Raw genomic sequence first — 16,717 nt, 5'->3', positions numbered from 1 at the left:
CGTGCTGTTTCTCTACGTGCTATTTCTCTACGTACCGAAGGGAGCGCAGGCCGCGCTCCAGATGCCAGTGCAGGTAGGCGGACACCAGCCCGCTGCCCTCCCGGACGTACCGCGGCTCGCACGCGTCCGCCGTCTCCCAGTCTCCCGTGAGCAGCGCGCCCAGCAGCACCAGGGTCTGCGGCGAGGGCACGACGCTGCCGGCCACCCGGCAGTCGGCGCAGACCGAACCGCCGGCGGCGACGGAGAAGAACCGGTTGGGGCCGGGCATTCCGCACTTGGCGCAGTCGCCGAAGCTGGGCGCATAGCCGTTGACGGCCAGCGAGCGCAGCAGGAACGCGTCGAGGACGAGGTGCGGCGCGTGTTCACCCCGGGCCAGGGTCCGCAGGGCGCCCACCAGCAGCAGGTACTGCTGCACGGCCGGCTCGCCCTCGTGGTCGGTGAACCGCTCGGCGGTCTCCAGCATGGCCGTGCCGGCGGTGTAGCGGCCGTAGTCGGTCACGATGCCGCCGCCGTACGGCGCGATGATCTCGCTCTGCGTGCACAGCGGCAGCCCGCGCCCGACGAGCTCGCTGCTGCCCCGCGCGAAGAACTGCACGTCGACGTGGGAGAAGGGCTCCAGTCGGGCCCCGAACTTGGACTTCGTCCGCCGCACGCCCCGCGCCACGGCCCGCACCCGCCCGTGCCCGCGGGTGAGCAGCGTGATGATCCGGTCGGCCTCGCCGAGCTTCTGCGTCCGCAGGACGATGCCGTCGTCCCGAAAGAGACTCATCGCACACCACCGCAACGCTCGCCCCGAAGCACACCCCGGCCCACCACACCCGACACCCGGGTGCCCGGCACACTGCCGTCGTCGCGGAACAGGCTCATACGGCCATTCTCGCCTACGCGCGGGGGGCGGCGTGCCCGGCCGCCCGATCCCTCGGGTGGAGCGGCGGGCACCGGGGCGCGATTCCCGGTGGTGAGCGGCGCACGCGGTGGCGGCGCGGCGCGGCCGGGACGCCCGGCCCGGAAGACGTCTCGGGGACGACGGCGGCCTTCCGGCGACCCTTCGATTCCCGCAACTCCCCTTCTACGAAGGTGCGTTGACTTTCGGTACGATCGAATCCGGCTGGGGGGAGCAATGGGCATGAGCGCATGGTCCACTCGGGACGCCGACGCGAGCGACTTACCGCGGCTCAGTGAACTACTGACGGAGACCGGTGAGAGCGCTGCCGTGCCGTCGGCGGGCCTTCTTGCCGGCTCGATCGACGCGGGCCTGGTCCGGATCGCCGAGTCCGACGGCGAGGTCGTCGGATGCGCCGCAGCGGAAAGACCCTCTTCCGGACACGTATGCCTGTCGGTGATCGCCGTTCGCGACGGCCTGCGAAGGCGGGGAGTCGCTCTCCGGCTGCTGGCCGAGCTGTCGCAGCGGATCTCGGAGCAGCCCGGGCCGGCCCCGTTGTTCTCGGCGGTGGTCGAGGCCACCGCCGTCCCGGTGTCGGGGCTGCTGCTGAAGAGCGGGTTCATCGGCACCCGGGTCATGCGCACCAGCCGGGACGTCGACGGCATCTGCCTCCACTTCCAGCACAAGAGCCGCGTCGAGTACATCGACCCCGGCTCGCGCTATCTCGTGCCCCTCAGCGCACGGACCCAGCTGATCGAGTCCCTCGCACCGCAGGATCAGGCCGTGACCTCGTTGGTGTCGCTGGGCGGCGAACCCGCACTCGAGATCACGCGCTTCGAGCGGGACGACCCCGCGACCCTCCAGTCCGGGGAGGCGGCGGCAGGCATCGCGTTCTCCGGAGCGATGCTCGCGGCCATCACCTTCCTCCTGGGCTTCGCCTTCACATCGACCCGCTTCCCGGACGACGTTCGTCTCCTCCTGATCGGCGCGACGTTCAGCACGGTGCTGTCCCTGATCGTCTACGCCAGTGCCTCGGGAGAACTGGCCCGGATCCACTCGAACACCTTCGGAAAGATCATGAAGTACGGCAACGTGCTCTCCGAATACGGTGGCGTGCTGCCCTTCGTCATCTCCCTCCCCGTGACCTACGCACAGGCGAGCGGTGATCCGGAGACGACCATGGTGCTGGCCGTGCTCCTGACCGTGGGCATCGCCTGGTACGAGCAGTCGGAGTTCTCCATCGCCCACCGGTTCCGCAGGAGCGCGGTGGAGATCGTCCTCATGGCGTTCACGGCGGCTTCGCCCCTCATGGGTGCGGCGGTCGTCGCGACGAAGACCACCAGCTGGCCGTGGACCGCCGCGCTGGCCTGCGCCCTGGCCGCTCGCACCTGGCTGTACCTGTTCCGGCGCGGCCCCGAGGCAGGGACCGCCGGTCGCAGACAGTGGCAGATCAGGGAGTGAGTTCCTCAGCAGCGCGCAGCAGGTCGGCGGCCTCCCGGGCGCACCCCCAGGACAGGGTCAGTCCGGCGCCTCCATGACCGTAGTTGTGCAGGAGCAGCGTCCCGTCCCGGTGCTCCGTCTCCAGCCGGACCCGGGGCCGGACCGGCCTGAGTCCCACGCGGTGGGCGATCACCGAGGCGTCGGCGAGGGCCGGCTCGACGGCCACGCATCGTCGGACGATGTCCAGGGCGGCCGCGGCGTCAGGGCGAAGATCCCAGCTGTCCCAGTCCGAGGTGCCGCCCAGGATCACCACGTCGGAGTGCGGATAGATGTAGGTGAGCTCTTCGGCGTCGGGGGTGTCGTCGCAGAAGAAGGTCCCGATGCCGGGGTTCTCCACCACGACGAGTTGACCGCGCACGGCCTGCACGGACGGATCGTCGACCAGCGCCCGCGAACCCGTTCCCGTGCAGTTCACGATGACGGGCGCCTCCGGCAGCGCCTCTTCGAGCGACGCGTAACGGCGCTGCCGAAGCCGACCGCCGGCCTTCACCAACCGGTCGACGAGATGGTCCAGATATGTGGGCATGTCGACGACGGGAGCACGGTAACGCCAGCCTTCGACGTAGCCCGGGCGCAGGTCGCCCTGCTCGCACGGACTGGCGTCGACCCATGAGGCCCAGGCCGGCTCGTCCCGTGGCAGGCGGGACTCGTGTGTGCCCTCGACCAGGCGGACTCCCGTCCTGTCGTCGGCGCCGAGTTCCAGCAGGGCCAGAAGGGTTTCCCTGCTCCAGCGTTCCACCAGGTCGGCGGGCTCGGCCAGGAACGGATCCCACGAGGCGCCCGCCGCCGCCGAGGTCGTGGCGCCGGGGAGCAGTTCGGCGTCCACTCGCACGTCCCGGCCCGCCTCGGCGAGCCGGACGGCTGTGGTAAGCCCGATCACTCCGGCACCGATCACGACCGCTGGCGCCGACACCATCGCCTCCTCGGTAGGGCTCCTCCGGCGGCTGCCGGCGGCCGTACGGTCCGCCTCTGAGGAGCCCTCAGTCTATCGTCGGTCCTTCGGCCGAACCCCTCGCCGGATCCAGGCAACCGATTCCGCCCATCCGGTGGTCTGGAGGGCGAGGAGGGTGCTTGATGCAGGCGGAACTAGAGGAGCGGTTTCAGGAGTTCGTCAGAGCGCGGTGGTCCCGGCTCGTGCGGACCGCGTATCTGCTCACGGGGGACGTCCACCACGCGGAGGACCTGACACAGACCGCGCTGGCCAAGGCGTACCGGTCGTGGCGGCGGATCTCGCGTGCCGACAACCCGGAGGCGTATGTCCGGCGGATGCTGGTCAGTTGCAACAGTGACCGGTTCCGCAAGCGGCGGGTCGCCGAGGCGCTGACCGCGGCGCCGCCGGAGCGGGCGGGGCGGGACGAGGGCGCGGGGCGGGTCGAGGAGCGTGGCTCCTTGCTGGCCGGGCTGGCCCAACTGCCCGCGAAACAACGGGCGGTGGTGGTGCTGCGGTACTGGGAGGACCTGTCCGAGGCGGAGGTGGCCGAGGTGCTCGGCTGCTCGCCCGGCACGGTCAAGAGCCAGGCCTCGAAGGGGCTGGCGAAGTTGCGTACGTATCCGGGGCTGGCTCCCGTCGGCCGCGCGGTGTCCGGTGGCCAGGGCCGGGCTCAGGGGCAGGGAGGCAGCCGTGGGTGAGGCAGACAACCCGGCAAACACAGAAAACCAGGAAGACTTCGGGTTCGAGGAGCGGATGCGTGAGCTGCTCGCTGAGGACGCGTACGCCGTTCGGCCCTCCCCGGCGCCGTATCCGGCGATCCGGCGCCGGGGACTGGCCGAGCGGCGGCGGCGCGCGGCGGTGACCGGCGCGGCGCTGGCGACGCTGGCCGCAGTGCCCGTGGGGGCGTACGCCGTGGCCGGGGGGAACGGGCAGCGGGGCGCCGACACGGCGGCGCCGAGGCCGTCGGTCAGCGCCCCGCACAGCCCGGCCGTCACCCCGTCCGCCACACCCACCGGGCCCGCGCGGCCGGCCACCGACCGGCAGTTGTTCGACGGGATCACGTTCGCGCAGGCGGCGGACGGGCTGCAGAAGTGCATCGACTGGGACCAGAAGAACACGCCGTCGGCGCTGGGCCGCGAGGGTCTGGGCAAGGCCGCGGACTACCGGATCATCCTGGCGATCAAGAGCACCGGTGACTCCAACGCGCCCGGCGACGGCATGTACGTCGTCGCGACCAAGACGCGGCCGGCCGGCTTCCGGGTGATCTGCAACGTCAGGAGCGGCGAGGGTGTGGGCATCAACTCCGGTTCGGGCGACGCCGGCCCCCCGGACGCGGGTCCGGTCGTGGCCGACATCAACGGCGGCAAGCTGTACCAGCAGTCGTTCCTCGACAAGGGCAACTGGAAGCTGCCGTTCCGCTGGGGGTTCATCGGCACGGTCGAGCCGTCGGTCGCCAAGGTGACCGTCTCCTACGGCGACGGCGGCCCCGTCACCGCCGCCCTGGACCACGGCTGGTTCGTCGCCGCCGGCATCCTGAACCAGCAGGTCACCGTGGCCCCGCACATCAAGGGCTACGACGCGGCCGGCAAGCTCGTCTACGACTCCGACCACGACAAGTCGTACGAGCGGACCCTGCCGTAGGGGGCGTTCAGGCCCGCCCCGGTGTCACGAGGCCCGCCCCGGTGTCACCAGGCCCGACTCGTAGGCAACGATGACCAGTTGTGCCCGGTCACGCGCGCCCAGCTTGCCGATGATGCGACTGACGTGGGTCTTCGCGGTGAGCGGGCTGAGGCCCAGCGCCTCGGCGATCTCCGTGTTGGTCAGGCCGCGCGCGACCAGGGCGAGTACCTCGCGCTCCCGTTCGGAGAGCTCCTCCGGGCCGCCTGCCGTGGGCGGCCCGACGGGGCTGCGCAGGAACCGGGCGATCAGGCGGGCCGTCGGGCCGGGCGACAGCAGCGCCTCACCCGCGGCGATCGTGCGGATGGCGTCCAGGAGGTCGGCGGGCCGGGTGTCCTTCACCAGGAAGCCGGAGGCGCCCGCGCGCAGCGCCTCGACGATGTTCTCGTCGGTGTCGTACGTCGTCAGGACCAGCACGCGGACCCCCGCGAGCTCCTCGTCGGCGGCGATCAGCCGGGTGGCCTCGATGCCGTCGAGGTCGGGCATGCGGATGTCCATCACGACCAGGTCGGGGCGCTCCCCGCGGGCCACCGCCACCGCCTCCCGTCCGGTGCCGGCCTGGCCGACCACCGCCATGTCCGGCGCGGACTCGACGAGCATCGCGAACGCGGCCCGAACCAGTGTCTGGTCGTCCGCGAGCAGCACCCGGATCGGGCTCATCGGCCGGCCTCCGTCGGCAGTACGGCACGCACCTCGAACCCCTCCCCCTCGTCGTTCCTCGGTCCGGCCTCCAGTGTGCCGCCCACGCTGCGCGCCCGTTCCCGCATTCCGACGAGTCCGAACCCTGGCGGGCCCGCCCCGGCGTCGTCCCCTGCTCCCGGATTCGCTGGAGCGGGGGTACCGCCACCGTCGTCGGTCACCGTCACCCGCAGGGCGCCCTGTTCCTCGTACACCCGCACCCCGACCGCGAGATCGGCCCGTCCGCCGTGCCTGACCGCGTTCGTCAGCGCTTCCTGGACGATCCGGTAGGCGGCCGCGCCCACCGCGGGCGGCACCTCCCCCGCCCCGACCGACAGGTCGACGCTCGCCCCGGCAACCCGGGCCGTTTCCGCGAGGTCGGACAGTCCGTGCAGGCCGGGCAGCGGGCCGCGGGCGTCGGGGGCCCCGTTCTCGCGCAGCACCTCCAGCGTCGTACGGAGTTCGCCGCGGGCGCTGCGGCAGGTCTCGGCGATGTCGTCGAGGGCCTTGGCGACGGCCGTGCGGTCGAGGCGGTCGGGATCGGCAGCCAGGACGTGGGCGGCGACGGAGGTCTGCACGCCGATGAGGGTGATGGTGTGCGCGAGCAGGTCGTGCAGGTCACGGGCGATGCGCAGGCGTTCCTCGGCGACGCGGCGGCGGGCCTCCTCGTCACGGGTGCGTTCGGCGCGTTCGGCGCGTTCGACGATGGCGGCGACGTACTGGCGGTAGTAGCGGGCGCTCATGCCGCAGAAGAGGACGGCGATGACCCAACCGGAGATCCGCAGCACCTCCTGCACGCCGTCGGGGTTGGTGACCGCGTTGACGGTCAGCGTCACGCCGAGGACGGAGACGCCGGTGAGCAGCGTGCGGCGGGCGGTGCCGGTGCACGCGATGGTGTAGAGCGCCACCATGGTCGCGGCGACGGGCGCCGTGTGGTCGTTGTCGAGGGCGTGGTACGGGACGATGCAGGCCACCAAGGCGAACAGGACCGGCATCGGACGGCTGCGCCGCCACACCAGGGGCACGTGCGCGGCGAGCAGCAGCGTCCAGCCGAGCACGTCGGGGCGCGACCCGTCGCTGCCGAGGAGGCCGAGGAGCGTGGCGAGGGCGGCGATCGCGGCGGCCAGCAGCGCGTCGGTGCGGGTGCGGTGCGGGGCCGAGCGGGGGTCGCGGTTGATCACCGCCATGATGCGTTCGGCTCGTCGGGAACGCCCGGGTGTCGTGGTTGCCTGCACGGGCCTCATCCTGCGGCACACAGACGCCCCTCCGACAGGGAGGGGCGCCCGGGTGCTCACGCGAACTGCCGCTCGTGGTCGGCGACTTCGGGTTTCGGCGCCCGCGACAGGCGGCCCGGCCACCACACCCGCCGCCCCAGCGCCACGCTCGCGCTGGTCACCAGGTAGGTCCGCACGAGGAAGGTGTCCAGGAGCACGCCCACCGCGATCACGAAGCCCAGCTCGACGAGTTGGACGAGCCCCATGTTCGTCAGCACGGCGAACGTCGCGGCGAGGACGAGGCCCGCGGAGGCGATGACCCCGCCCGTCGTGCGCAGCGCGGTCAGCGCGGCGGTGCCGGGTTCGGCGCCGCGCACCGACTCCTCCCGCATCCGGTGCATCAGGAAGATGCCGTAGTCGACGCCGAGGGCGACCAGGAAGACGAAGGACAGCAGTCCCAGCCCCGGATCCGTGCCCTCGAAGCCGAACACCGGCCCGAACACCAGTCCGCCGATGCCGAGCGCCGCGCCCCACACCGCGACCACGGCGGCGACCAGCATCAGCGGCGCGACGAGCGACCGCAGCAGCACGATGAGGATCAGCAGGACGGCGACGAGGACGATCGGCACGACGATCAGCCGGTCGCGGGCGTTGGTGTCCACCAGGTCGATCTGCTGGGCGCTGGGCCCGCCGACGTAGGAGCCCGTCAGCCGGTCCCTGAGGGCCTCGATGGTCGCCGTCTCGGCCGCCGACTGCGGCGGCGCGGAGGCGGTCACCGCGATCTCCGTCCAGCCTCCCCCCGTACGGTCGGCGCGGGCGTCGGCGACGCCGTCCGTGCCGCGGATCGCGGCGAGCGTGGCGTCGGCCCGCCCGGTCGGGGTCATGACCTCGATGGGCTGGGCGGACCGCTCGGGGAAGGCCCCGGCGAGGGTCTCCATGGCGGCGACCGACTCCGGCCGGTCGACGAAGGCGTCCTGCTGCCTGACCGCGCCGGGCAGGTTCAGCACGCCGAGCGCCAGCGCGCCGAGCAGGACGGCGCCGGCCGCCAGGACGGTCCGGGGGCGCCGTTCTGCCGAGGTGCCCATCGCGGCGAACAGCGACCGGCGTGCCCTGGGCGTGCTGCCGAAGGCGGGCACCAGCGGCCAGAACACCCGGCGGCCCAGCACGACGAGGAGCGCGGGCAGCAGCGTCAGCATCGCGACGAGCGCGCACAGCACCCCGGCGGTGCCGAGCGGTCCCATCCCCCGGCTGGAGTTGAGGTCGGCGGCGAGCAGGCACAACAGTCCGGCGGCGACGGTCCCGGAGGAGGCCAGCACGGCGGGCCCGCAGCCGCGCAGCGCGGCCAGCATCGCGTCGTACGGACGCTCCACGCGCCGCAGTTCCTCCCGGTAGCGGGAGACGAGCAGCAGGGCGTAGTCCGTGCCCGCGCCGAAGACGAGGATGGTCATGATGCCCGAGCTCTGTCCGGACACCGAGGTGCCGAAGGCCTGGTGGAGGCCGTAGGCGACGCCCATGGACAGGTAGTCCGCGATCCCGGCCACGACGAGCGGCACCAGCCACAGCACCGGGCTGCGGTAGATGAGGATCAGCAGGACGGCGACGACGGCGACGGTGGTGTAGAGCAGCGGCCCACCGAGCGACTGGTACACCTTGCTCGCGTCGGTGGACAGCGCCCCCGTCCCGCCGACCTCGACCGTCAACCCGTCTTCGCTGTGCGCGACTTGACGTATGTCGTCGACGAACGCGTCCCGCTTGTCCTCGTCGACGCCGGGCTCGTTGGTGACGACCGGGTACATGAGCGTGGCACCGTCGGCGGACGGGACGCCCTGTGGCGTACCGGTCAGCGTGTGGTCCCCTGCGATCCGCGCGACCTGCTCCCCGGCCGTCGCCCGGTCGGCGGCGGTGAGCCCGCCGATCCGATGGTAGACCAGCACGAGTTCGGTGCTCTCGCCGCCGGGCAGCTGATCCTGCAGCTTGGCGACCCTGGTCGAGTCGGCGCTCGCCGGCAGGTAGTCGGTGATCCTGTCGTGCTGCACGTCGGCGAGCTTGGCGGCGAACGGTGAGGCGAGCGCCAGCACGCCCACCCACAGCGCGAGCATCACCCAGGGGATGCTCTTCCTTTTCCCGGCCCCCATGAGACGGGCCCTCCCTTCGGCACGGTCGTCCGGTTGCGCTCTCCAGACTTCCGGCACGCAAGGGGCGGTTCGTCGCACGCGAGGGCGAGTTCGGGGGTACTGCCGGGGGCGGCCGGGCGGCCGCGTTACTCCCTGGGGAGTATCAGGGGCGTGTCAGCTCGACGTCAGGACGGGGTGCGGGCCGCCACCAGCAGCCGGGTCACATCGTCCGCGCAGATCATCAGGGCCGCGCCCACCGTCGCGAGGACCTCGCGCTCGGCGGGGGTGTACGGACCGTCCGCGAGGGCGATGCGGGCGCCCTGCAGCAGGATCGATTCACGGCCGGCCGGCGCGAGGTGCGGGGCGAGAGGGTCGAGGGCCTCGTGGAGCTCTATGGCGAGGCCCGCGCCGTACGGTTCGCCGTAGCTGTGGCCGGTGTCGGCGGCGAGGGCGTCGACGAGGGCGGCGAGCTGTTCCTCGGTGCAGTCGGCGAAGCCGGCCGCGCGCACCGCGCCCGCCGCCGTCTGCAGGGACGTCGGGGCGCAGACGCCGCCCGCGGACAGGACCGCGAGAGCGACGGTGTGGACGGCGTCGCGGAGCATCGCGGAGAAGCGGATGGTGGTGGGGTGGTCGAGGACGTCGGTGCCGAAGTGGCGTCGGCAGGCGGCGCACTCGACGACCGGCCCGGTCGCGCCGCGCGGCGCGACGGGCATGCCGAGGACGGTGAAGCGGCGCCGGCCGGTCAGCCGCTGGTAGTTGCGGTCGCCGCCGCAGCCCGGACAGAAGAACTCTCCGTCGCCCACGGTCGTCCACGCGGTGCGGGTGCCCAGGATGCGGGCAAGCCTGGTGACACGGCCGTCTCGTCCCCGTCCTGGCAGCACGTCGCACCTCCTTAACGGCGCGGCAACATCGCCGCGTCTGCGTGATGTTAGCCACATCGAGCAGGAGTAGTCAGCACCCAGGACGAGACCTTTCCGTGACCTCCACGCCCCGCTGGCCGAAATCGACGGGGCTCTGATCGCCGTATACGACGATCAGAGCCCCTAAACCGCCGGTCAGGCTCGTCAGCGGGTCGCGCGGTTGACGGCCGAGACGACTGCCTTCAGTGAGGCACGCGTCGTGTTCGCGTCGATGCCGATGCCCCACAGGACCTTGTCGTCGATCGCGCATTCGATGTACGAGGCGGCCTGCGCGGACGCGCCCTCGCTCATCGTGTGCTCCTGGTAGTCCAGCAGACGTACGTCGATGCCAATGCCCTGGAGCGCGTGGAAGAAGGCCGAGATCGGACCGTTGCCGGTGCCGACCAGCGTCGTCTCCACGCCGTCGACCTCGGCCTCGACGGTCAGCGTGTCCACGCCGTCCTTGTCGGTCGTCGACTGCCCCGCCCTGAGCTGCATCCGCCCCCACGCGTTGTCGGGGTTGGGCAGGTACTCGTCGCGGAAGACGGCCCAGATGTCGGAGCCGGTGAGCTCGCCGCCCTCGGCGTCGGTCTTGGCCTGGATCAGCTTGGAGAACTCGATCTGCATCCGGCGCGGCAGGTCCAGCTTGTGGTCGTTCTTCAGGACGTACGCGATACCGCCCTTGCCGGACTGCGAGTTGACGCGGATGACGGCCTCGTAGGAGCGGCCGACGTCCTTCGGGTCGATCGGCAGGTACGGGACGGCCCACTCGATGTCGTCGACGGTGACGCCCTTCGCGGCCGCGTCGGCCTCCATGGCGTCGAAGCCCTTCTTGATGGCGTCCTGGTGGGAGCCGGAGAAGGACGTGTAGACCAGGTCGCCCACGTACGGGTGGCGCGGGTGGACCTCCATCTGGTTGCAGTACTCCCACGTACGACGGATCTCGTCGATGTCGGAGAAGTCGATCTGCGGGTCGACGCCCTGCGAGAACAGGTTCATGCCCAGGGTGACCAGGTCGACGTTGCCGGTGCGCTCGCCCTGCCCGAACAGACAGCCCTCGATGCGGTCGGCACCGGCCATCAGCGCCAGCTCGGCCGCCGCCACGGCCGTACCGCGGTCGTTGTGGGGGTGGACGGACAGCACGACGTGCTCGCGGCGGGAGAGGTTGCGGCCCATCCACTCGAAGCGGTCGGCGTGCGTCGACGGCGTCGAACGCTCCACCGTGGCCGGCAGGTTCAGGATGATCTCGCGGCCCGGACCGGGCTGGTAGACGTCCATCACCGCCTCGCAGACCTCGAGGGCGAAGTCCAGCTCGGTGTCGGTGAAGATCTCGGGGCTGTACTGGTAGCCGAACTCGGTCTCCGGGCCCAGCAGCTTCTGCGCGTACTCCATCACCAGGCGAGTGCCGTCGACGGCGATCTGCTTGATGTCGTCCCTGGAGCCGCGGAAGACGACCCGGCGGAAGACGGGGGCCGTGGCGTTGTACAGGTGGACGGTGGCGCGCTTGGCGCCCTTCAGGGACTCCACGGTCCGCTCGATCAGGTCCTCGCGGGCCTGGGTCAGCACGGAGATCGTGACGTCGTCCGGGATGGCGCCCTCTTCCTCGATGATCGAGCGCACGAAGTCGAAGTCGGTCTGGCCGGAGGCCGGGAAGCCGACCTCGATCTCCTTGTAGCCCATCTTGACCAGCTGGTCGAACATCCGGCGCTTGCGCTCGGGCGACATGGGGTCGATCAGGGCCTGGTTGCCGTCACGCAGGTCGGTGGAGAGCCAGCGGGGGGCGGTGGTGATCCGGTTGTTCGGCCAGGTGCGGTCGGCGATGTCGACCTGCTCGTACTGTCCGTACTTGTGGACCGGCATCTGGCTGGGCTGCTGGCGGTTCGCCATGGGGCGTTGGCTCCTCGGGGTGACCGGATAATGTCCGGACGGAAGGACGGCCGACGCGCAACACCAAGCACCGCGGGGAGGGGGTCGGCCTCGACTACAGGCCCTCGCCGCGGCAGCTAAGGAGAAGCAGCCCGAAACGCATAGTGCTCCGCAGCCTAGCCGAGGCACTGGTGTCACGCGGGTCCGTATCAGTATGCGGGACCGGCGGAAACAAATATAGGAAAAGGGGCGAAACGTGCTCCATACCACTTGAAGCCACGGATCGGCCATGTTTGTCACAGTTTTTCACCGATCATGGTGGCCTGTGGTGACAGCGGGGTAACGCAATGCAAGGGTGCCGGGCATGACGACTCACGGGGGCTTCGAGCCCGTCTTCTGCACCGTCGTACCGCCGCACATCCTCGACCGGCTGGCCAGGAGCGACGATCCGGCGCTCGCCGGCCCCGCCCGGCGCACCATCCTGCGCGACAGCGAGCTGCGCTCCCTGCGCCAGGTGAACACCGAGTACGGCCTCGTGGCCGCCCCGAAGGCGAAGGCGCCGTCGGACCAGCCGCTGCGCACCGTCTACGACTGCGAGCACGGCACCACCCTGCCCGGCGTCAAGGTCCGCGCCGAGGGCTCCGAGCCCGGCCAGGACGCCAGTGTCAACCGCGCCTACTCCGGCCTCGGCGCCACCTTCGAGCTCTATCTGAAGGCCTACCGGCGCCACTCCATCGACGGCGACGGGCTGCCCCTCGACGCCACCGTGCACTACGACGAGGGCTACAACAACGCCTTCTGGAACGGCGAACAGATGGTGTTCGGCGACGGTGACGGCGAGATCTTCGTCGACTTCACCTCCTCCATCGACGTCATCGGGCACGAGCTCACCCACGGCGTCACGCAGTACACGGCGAACCTGACGTACAACGGCCAGCCGGGCGCCCTCAACGAGTCGATGTCCGACGTCTTCGGCTCGCTCATCAAGCAGTACTCCCTCGGCCAGACCGCCGCCGAGGCCGACTGGCTGATCGGCGCGGACCTGCTCGCCCCGGGCGTCACCGGCACCGCCCTGCGCTCCATGAAGGCGCCGGGCACGGCCTACGACGACGACGTCCTCGGCAAGGACCCGCAGCCCGCGACGATGGACGGCTATGTCCGCACCGGCCGCGACAACGGCGGTGTCCACATCAACTCGGGCATCCCGAACCACGCGTTCTACCTGGCCGCCACCGCCCTCGGCGGCCACGCCTGGGAGAAGGCGGGCCAGATCTGGTACGACGTCCTGACCGGCGGCGAGCTCACCGAGAGGGCCTTCTTCACCGACTTCGCGGGGCTGACGGTGAAGGCCGCGCGCGAGCGCTTCGGCGACGGCGGGGAGGAGTTCCAGGCCGTGGAGAAGGCATGGGAGCAGGTGGGGGTGCGGATTCTGTGACCGCGGGATAGACAGGGACCCATGCGTATTCAGGTGAGGCGCACGGGCGGGTTCGCGGGCATCGAGCGGCAGGCCGAGGTGGACACCTCGGGGCGGCCCGATGCCGGCGACTGGCACACCCTGGCCGAGCAGGCGGTCGCCGCCGGTCAGGGCCGGCCGCCCATGGGCGTGCCCGACGGATTCCGTTACGAGATCACCGTGGACGGAAAAACGGTGTACGCGGCCGATCCCCGGCTCACCCGGGAGCAGCGGGAGCTGATCTCGCGGGTACTGAAGGAAGGGGCCTGACCGGTCGGTCGCGCCGGGCGTGAACTGCCACTTCACGCCCGGGCGTTGACTTGCTTACCCGTGGGTAAGGATGATCCCGCCCATGGCGAACGATCCGCGTGCCGCGGCCCATCCGATTCCCCCGATCCCTCCGTTCCCGGCCGACTTCGTGTGGGGGGTGTCCACCTCCGCCCATCAGATCGAGGGCGCGGTCGACCAGCGCGAACCGTCCGTGTGGGACACCTTCACGGCCGAGCCCGGCCGGGTGAAGGACGGCTCCACAGCCGCCGTGGCCTGCGACCACTACCACCGCTACGGCGAGGACGTGGCCCTCCTGGCGGGCCTCGGAGTGGACGCCTACCGCTTCTCGATCTCCTGGCCGAGAGTGAACTCCCCCGGCGGCCTCGACTTCTACGACCGCCTCGTCGACGCCCTGCTGACGGCGGGCGTACGCCCCGTCCCCACCCTCTTCCACTGGGACCTCCCGGCGAACCTGGACTGGCTGGAGCGGGACACGGCGTCCCGGTTCGCGCAGTACGCGTCGGTGGTCGTGGACCGCCTCGGCGACCGTGTCAAGAAGTGGATCACCCTCAACGAGCCCGCCGAACACACGCTGTTGGGGCACGCGCTCGGCACCCACGCCCCCGGCAGGCAGCTGCTCTTCGACGCGCTGCCGGTGGCCCACCACCAGCTTCTGGCCCACGGCCTCGCCGTCCAGGCCCTGCGCGCGGCCGGCGCCACCGACATCGGCGTCGCCAACTCGCACGGCCCGACCTGGCCGGCCTCCCGGGAGCCCGCCGACCTGGAGGCGGCGGCCTTCTACGACGTCCTGCTGAACCGCCTGTTCGCTGAGCCGCTGCTGCTCGGCGAATACCCCGACGGGCTGGGCGAGTTGATGCCGGGGGACGTGGCGTCCGACCTGAAGGTGATCTCCGAGCCGCTCGACTGGTACGGGATCAACTACTACGCCCCGACCCGGGTGGGCGCCCCCCAGGGCACCGAGATCGAGTTCGGCGGGATCACCATGCCGGCCGAACTCCCCTTCTCCGTCCAGGAGATAGCCGACGTCCCGGTCACGGACTTCGGCTGGCCGGTGGTCCCCGAGGGCCTCACCGAAGTCCTGACGACCTTCAAGGACCGCTACGGCGACCGCCTCCCGCCGGTGGTCATCACCGAGAACGGCTGCTCCTACGAGGGCCTCGACGACCAGGCCCGCATCGCCTACCTGGACGGCCACCTCCGCGCCCTGCACAAGGCGCTGGAGGCGGGCGTCGACGTGCGCGGCTACTTCGTGTGGTCGCTGCTGGACAACTTCGAGTGGGCAGAGGGGTACGCGCGCCGCTTCGGCCTGGTCCACGTCGACTACGCCACCCAGACCAGGACCCCGAAGGCGTCGTACGCCTGGCTGCGGGACGTGCTGCGGGCGCAGAGATCGCAGGCACGGGGATGACGACGGCCGACCGCGTTCCGGTAGCCGCGCTGGCCGAGCCGGTCGAGCGGGTGGGCCGGGGCTGGACGTCGGCCCTGTCGCTGGCCAACGGGGCGATCTGGGTGGGCTGGTACGGCCCGCTGCAGATCCTGCTGGCCTCCCAGGCCGAGGACTTCGCGCCCGGCTCCGGCATGTCGAAGGAGACGATGCTGGCCTGGGTGACGGGCGCGGGCGCGGTGATCTCGCTGGCCGCGAACCCGCTGTTCGGCGCGCTGTCGGACCGTACGACGTCCCGCCGGGGCCGGCGCACCCCGTGGATCGTGGCCGGGGCGGCGGGCGGCGCGCTGTCGCTGCTGCTGCTCGCGGGCGCGGGCGGCGTCTGGACGCTGGCGGCGGGCTGGTGCCTGGTCCAGCTGACGCTGAACGCGGCCTTCGCGGCGGTGACGGCGGCGGTGCCCGACCGGGTGCCACGGCTGCAACGGGGCTCGGTGGGCGGCTGGTTGGGGGCCGCGCAGATCCTGGGCGTGGTCGGCGGCACGGGGCTCGCGACGGTCGCCGGGGGCGTCGGGGCCGGATATGCGGCGTGCGCGGTGTTCACGGTGGTGGGCGTGCTGCCCTACGTCCTGCGGTACGAGGATCTGCGGCTGCCGGCGGCGAACCGGCCGGCGTGGTCCTGGCGGGGCTTCGCGGCCGGGTTCTGGCTGAGCCCGCGCAGATACCCCGACCTGGGGTGGGCGTGGCTGACGCGCTTCCTGATGAACCTGAGCAACGCGCTGGTGCTGCTCTACCTCCTGTACTACCTGCGGGACCGGCTGGACTACGCCGACCCCGAGCAGGGCGTGCTGATCCTGACGGCCGTCAACGGGGTGACGCTGCTCGCCACGGTCGTCGTCGGGGGTGTCTGGTCGGACCGGGTCGGCCGGCGCAAGCCGTTCGTGATCTGGTCGGGCGTGCTGATGGCGGTGGCGACGGCGGGGCTCGCGGCCTGGCAGACCTGGCCGGGGGCGATCGTCGCGGCGGCCGTGCTGGGCGTGGGGTTCGGGGTCTTCACCTCCGTGGACTTCGCCCTGATGACGGACGTACTGCCCAAGGCCATGGACCGGGGCAAGGACCTGGGCGTCATCAACGTCGCCAACTCCCTGCCCCAGGTCGCGGCGCCCGCCCTCGCCGCGCCGATCGTGACCTACCTGGGCGGCTACCGGGTGCTGTACCTGGTGGCCGCCGTGATCGGCCTGGCGGGGGCGGTGCTGGTGGGGCGGATCAGGGGGGTGGAGTGAATAGTGCGATGGCAAATCGCCGTCAGCGGTTCCGTGATCTCTCACACAGACAGGCAACAGGTGTCACACATAGTCTTCGTAGCGACCAATTGGCCCTGAACAGGGGGAAGTTCACGTGCAGAACCGTCTGACGACGTACAAGCACAAGACCGCCGTGGTGGCCGCGATGGCGGCCTTCGTGGTGGCCGTTCCAACCGTCAGCGCGCTGGCCGCGGAGATCAGTGGAAGCCGTTTGCCGTTCGCGGTCGCCACGGCGGGCAGTGCGGAGGACAGTAACCGCTGGTCCGGCCCGGGCTCCGGCCACGTCAAGGCGTGCGGCGACGTGCCGGTCAACGACACGCGTACCTTCACCGCCTCCGTCTGGCGGGACATCTCGCTGTCGCCCGACCGCGAGATAGCCACCGCGTCCCGCAGCTACTCGCAGGGCTACGGCTGCGGCGCGTACAAGGACACCAGCACGTCCAACAAGTACTACACGCAGGTGAGCTGGGCCGCGGTGCCGGGCAGCCGGGGCGTCGGTTTCGCGGCCGCCGAGAACTGACCCGGC

The 16,717-nt window shown here is 71.4% G+C and carries 15 protein-coding genes; 8 read left to right on the top strand and 7 right to left on the bottom strand.

Going from position 1 to position 16,717, the window contains the following annotated elements:
• Nucleotides 1-19 precede the first annotated feature (19 nt).
• Nucleotides 20-769: a DNA repair protein RecO gene (gene recO, locus B5557_RS30030; protein ID WP_079662385.1), complete on the bottom strand. Its 750-nt coding sequence runs from the start codon at nt 767-769 to the stop codon at nt 20-22.
• Between the two features lie 357 nt (nt 770-1,126).
• Between recO and B5557_RS30025 the strand changes: the two genes are divergently transcribed.
• On the top strand, nt 1,127-2,344 hold the full coding sequence (locus tag B5557_RS30025) for a GNAT family N-acetyltransferase (protein WP_079665085.1): 1,218 nt from the start codon (nt 1,127-1,129) through the stop codon (nt 2,342-2,344).
• Here the strand turns inward: B5557_RS30025 and B5557_RS30020 are convergent.
• Nucleotides 2,334-3,299 (bottom strand): FAD-dependent oxidoreductase, encoded by a 966-nt coding sequence (locus tag B5557_RS30020; RefSeq protein ID WP_079662384.1) that lies wholly within the window; start codon nt 3,297-3,299, stop codon nt 2,334-2,336. The two genes, B5557_RS30025 and B5557_RS30020, sit on opposite strands and share 11 nt — an antisense overlap.
• A gap of 158 nt (nt 3,300-3,457) precedes the next feature.
• Here B5557_RS30020 and B5557_RS30015 point away from each other — a divergent pair, with 158 nt between their 5' ends.
• Nucleotides 3,458-4,012, top strand: coding sequence for a SigE family RNA polymerase sigma factor (locus tag B5557_RS30015; protein WP_079662383.1), 555 nt, complete (start codon nt 3,458-3,460; stop codon nt 4,010-4,012).
• Nucleotides 4,005-4,955: a hypothetical protein gene (locus tag B5557_RS30010; protein ID WP_331716802.1), complete on the top strand. Its 951-nt coding sequence runs from the start codon at nt 4,005-4,007 to the stop codon at nt 4,953-4,955. Before B5557_RS30015 ends, B5557_RS30010 begins: the two co-directional genes overlap by 8 nt.
• Nucleotides 4,956-4,979: 24 nt before the next feature.
• Here B5557_RS30010 and B5557_RS30005 read toward each other — a convergent pair whose 3' ends face one another.
• The 5 genes from B5557_RS30005 to leuA all read right to left on the bottom strand — a co-directional run bounded on the left by B5557_RS30005 (nt 4,980) and on the right by leuA (nt 11,783).
• Nucleotides 4,980-5,651 (bottom strand): response regulator, encoded by a 672-nt coding sequence (locus tag B5557_RS30005; RefSeq protein WP_079662382.1) that lies wholly within the window; start codon nt 5,649-5,651, stop codon nt 4,980-4,982.
• Nucleotides 5,648-6,913, bottom strand: a complete 1,266-nt coding sequence (locus B5557_RS30000; RefSeq protein ID WP_099937357.1) for a sensor histidine kinase — start codon at nt 6,911-6,913, stop codon at nt 5,648-5,650. The genes B5557_RS30005 and B5557_RS30000 overlap by 4 nt, the downstream gene beginning before the upstream one ends.
• Nucleotides 6,914-6,960: 47 nt before the next feature.
• Complete coding sequence (locus B5557_RS29995) at nt 6,961-9,018, bottom strand: MMPL family transporter (protein WP_079662380.1); 2,058 nt, start codon at nt 9,016-9,018, stop codon at nt 6,961-6,963.
• 164 nt (nt 9,019-9,182) lie between these two features.
• The gene (locus B5557_RS29990) at nt 9,183-9,878 is read right to left on the bottom strand and encodes a TerB family tellurite resistance protein (RefSeq protein WP_079662379.1); all 696 of its coding nucleotides are present in this window, start codon (nt 9,876-9,878) and stop codon (nt 9,183-9,185) included.
• A 183-nt stretch (nt 9,879-10,061) separates the two neighbouring features.
• Nucleotides 10,062-11,783 (bottom strand): 2-isopropylmalate synthase, encoded by a 1,722-nt coding sequence (gene leuA, locus B5557_RS29985; protein WP_079662378.1) that lies wholly within the window; start codon nt 11,781-11,783, stop codon nt 10,062-10,064.
• A 343-nt stretch (nt 11,784-12,126) separates the two neighbouring features.
• Between leuA and B5557_RS29975 the strand changes: the two genes are divergently transcribed.
• The 5 genes from B5557_RS29975 (at nt 12,127) to B5557_RS29955 (ending at nt 16,711) form a co-directional block, all read left to right on the top strand.
• Complete coding sequence (locus tag B5557_RS29975; RefSeq protein ID WP_079662377.1) at nt 12,127-13,197, top strand: M4 family metallopeptidase; 1,071 nt, start codon at nt 12,127-12,129, stop codon at nt 13,195-13,197.
• Nucleotides 13,198-13,218: 21 nt separating this feature from the next.
• Nucleotides 13,219-13,485, top strand: coding sequence for a protealysin inhibitor emfourin (locus tag B5557_RS29970; RefSeq protein WP_079662376.1), 267 nt, complete (start codon nt 13,219-13,221; stop codon nt 13,483-13,485).
• A gap of 82 nt (nt 13,486-13,567) precedes the next feature.
• Nucleotides 13,568-14,914, top strand: a complete 1,347-nt coding sequence (locus B5557_RS29965; RefSeq protein WP_079662375.1) for a GH1 family beta-glucosidase — start codon at nt 13,568-13,570, stop codon at nt 14,912-14,914.
• Complete coding sequence (locus B5557_RS29960) at nt 14,911-16,170, top strand: MFS transporter (RefSeq protein ID WP_079662374.1); 1,260 nt, start codon at nt 14,911-14,913, stop codon at nt 16,168-16,170. Before B5557_RS29965 ends, B5557_RS29960 begins: the two co-directional genes overlap by 4 nt.
• 115 nt (nt 16,171-16,285) lie before the next feature.
• A complete protein-coding gene (locus B5557_RS29955) occupies nt 16,286-16,711 on the top strand; it encodes a hypothetical protein (RefSeq protein ID WP_079662373.1) in 426 nt (141 codons plus the stop codon).
• Nucleotides 16,712-16,717 lie beyond the last annotated feature (6 nt).

The organism is Streptomyces sp. 3214.6, from assembly GCF_900129855.1.
GTDB lineage: Bacteria > Actinomycetota > Actinomycetes > Streptomycetales > Streptomycetaceae > Streptomyces > Streptomyces soliscabiei.
This window is presented reverse-complemented; position numbering and strand designations above follow the sequence as displayed.

Bases quoted from the DNA above. Each gene is read 5' to 3' on its own strand.
- recO (WP_079662385.1), bottom strand. From the start codon at position 769: ATGAGTCTCTTTCGGGACGACGGCATCGTCCTGCGGACGCAGAAGCTC.
- B5557_RS30025 (WP_079665085.1), top strand. From the start codon at position 1,127: ATGAGCGCATGGTCCACTCGGGACGCCGACGCGAGCGACTTACCGCGG.
- B5557_RS30020 (WP_079662384.1), bottom strand. From the start codon at position 3,299: ATGGTGTCGGCGCCAGCGGTCGTGATCGGTGCCGGAGTGATCGGGCTT.
- B5557_RS30015 (WP_079662383.1), top strand. From the start codon at position 3,458: ATGCAGGCGGAACTAGAGGAGCGGTTTCAGGAGTTCGTCAGAGCGCGG.
- B5557_RS30005 (WP_079662382.1), bottom strand. From the start codon at position 5,651: ATGAGCCCGATCCGGGTGCTGCTCGCGGACGACCAGACACTGGTTCGG.
- B5557_RS30000 (WP_099937357.1), bottom strand. From the start codon at position 6,913: ATGAGGCCCGTGCAGGCAACCACGACACCCGGGCGTTCCCGACGAGCC.
- B5557_RS29995 (WP_079662380.1), bottom strand. From the start codon at position 9,018: ATGGGGGCCGGGAAAAGGAAGAGCATCCCCTGGGTGATGCTCGCGCTG.
- leuA (WP_079662378.1), bottom strand. From the start codon at position 11,783: ATGGCGAACCGCCAGCAGCCCAGCCAGATGCCGGTCCACAAGTACGGA.
- B5557_RS29975 (WP_079662377.1), top strand. From the start codon at position 12,127: ATGACGACTCACGGGGGCTTCGAGCCCGTCTTCTGCACCGTCGTACCG.
- B5557_RS29970 (WP_079662376.1), top strand. From the start codon at position 13,219: ATGCGTATTCAGGTGAGGCGCACGGGCGGGTTCGCGGGCATCGAGCGG.
- B5557_RS29965 (WP_079662375.1), top strand. From the start codon at position 13,568: ATGGCGAACGATCCGCGTGCCGCGGCCCATCCGATTCCCCCGATCCCT.
- B5557_RS29960 (WP_079662374.1), top strand. From the start codon at position 14,911: ATGACGACGGCCGACCGCGTTCCGGTAGCCGCGCTGGCCGAGCCGGTC.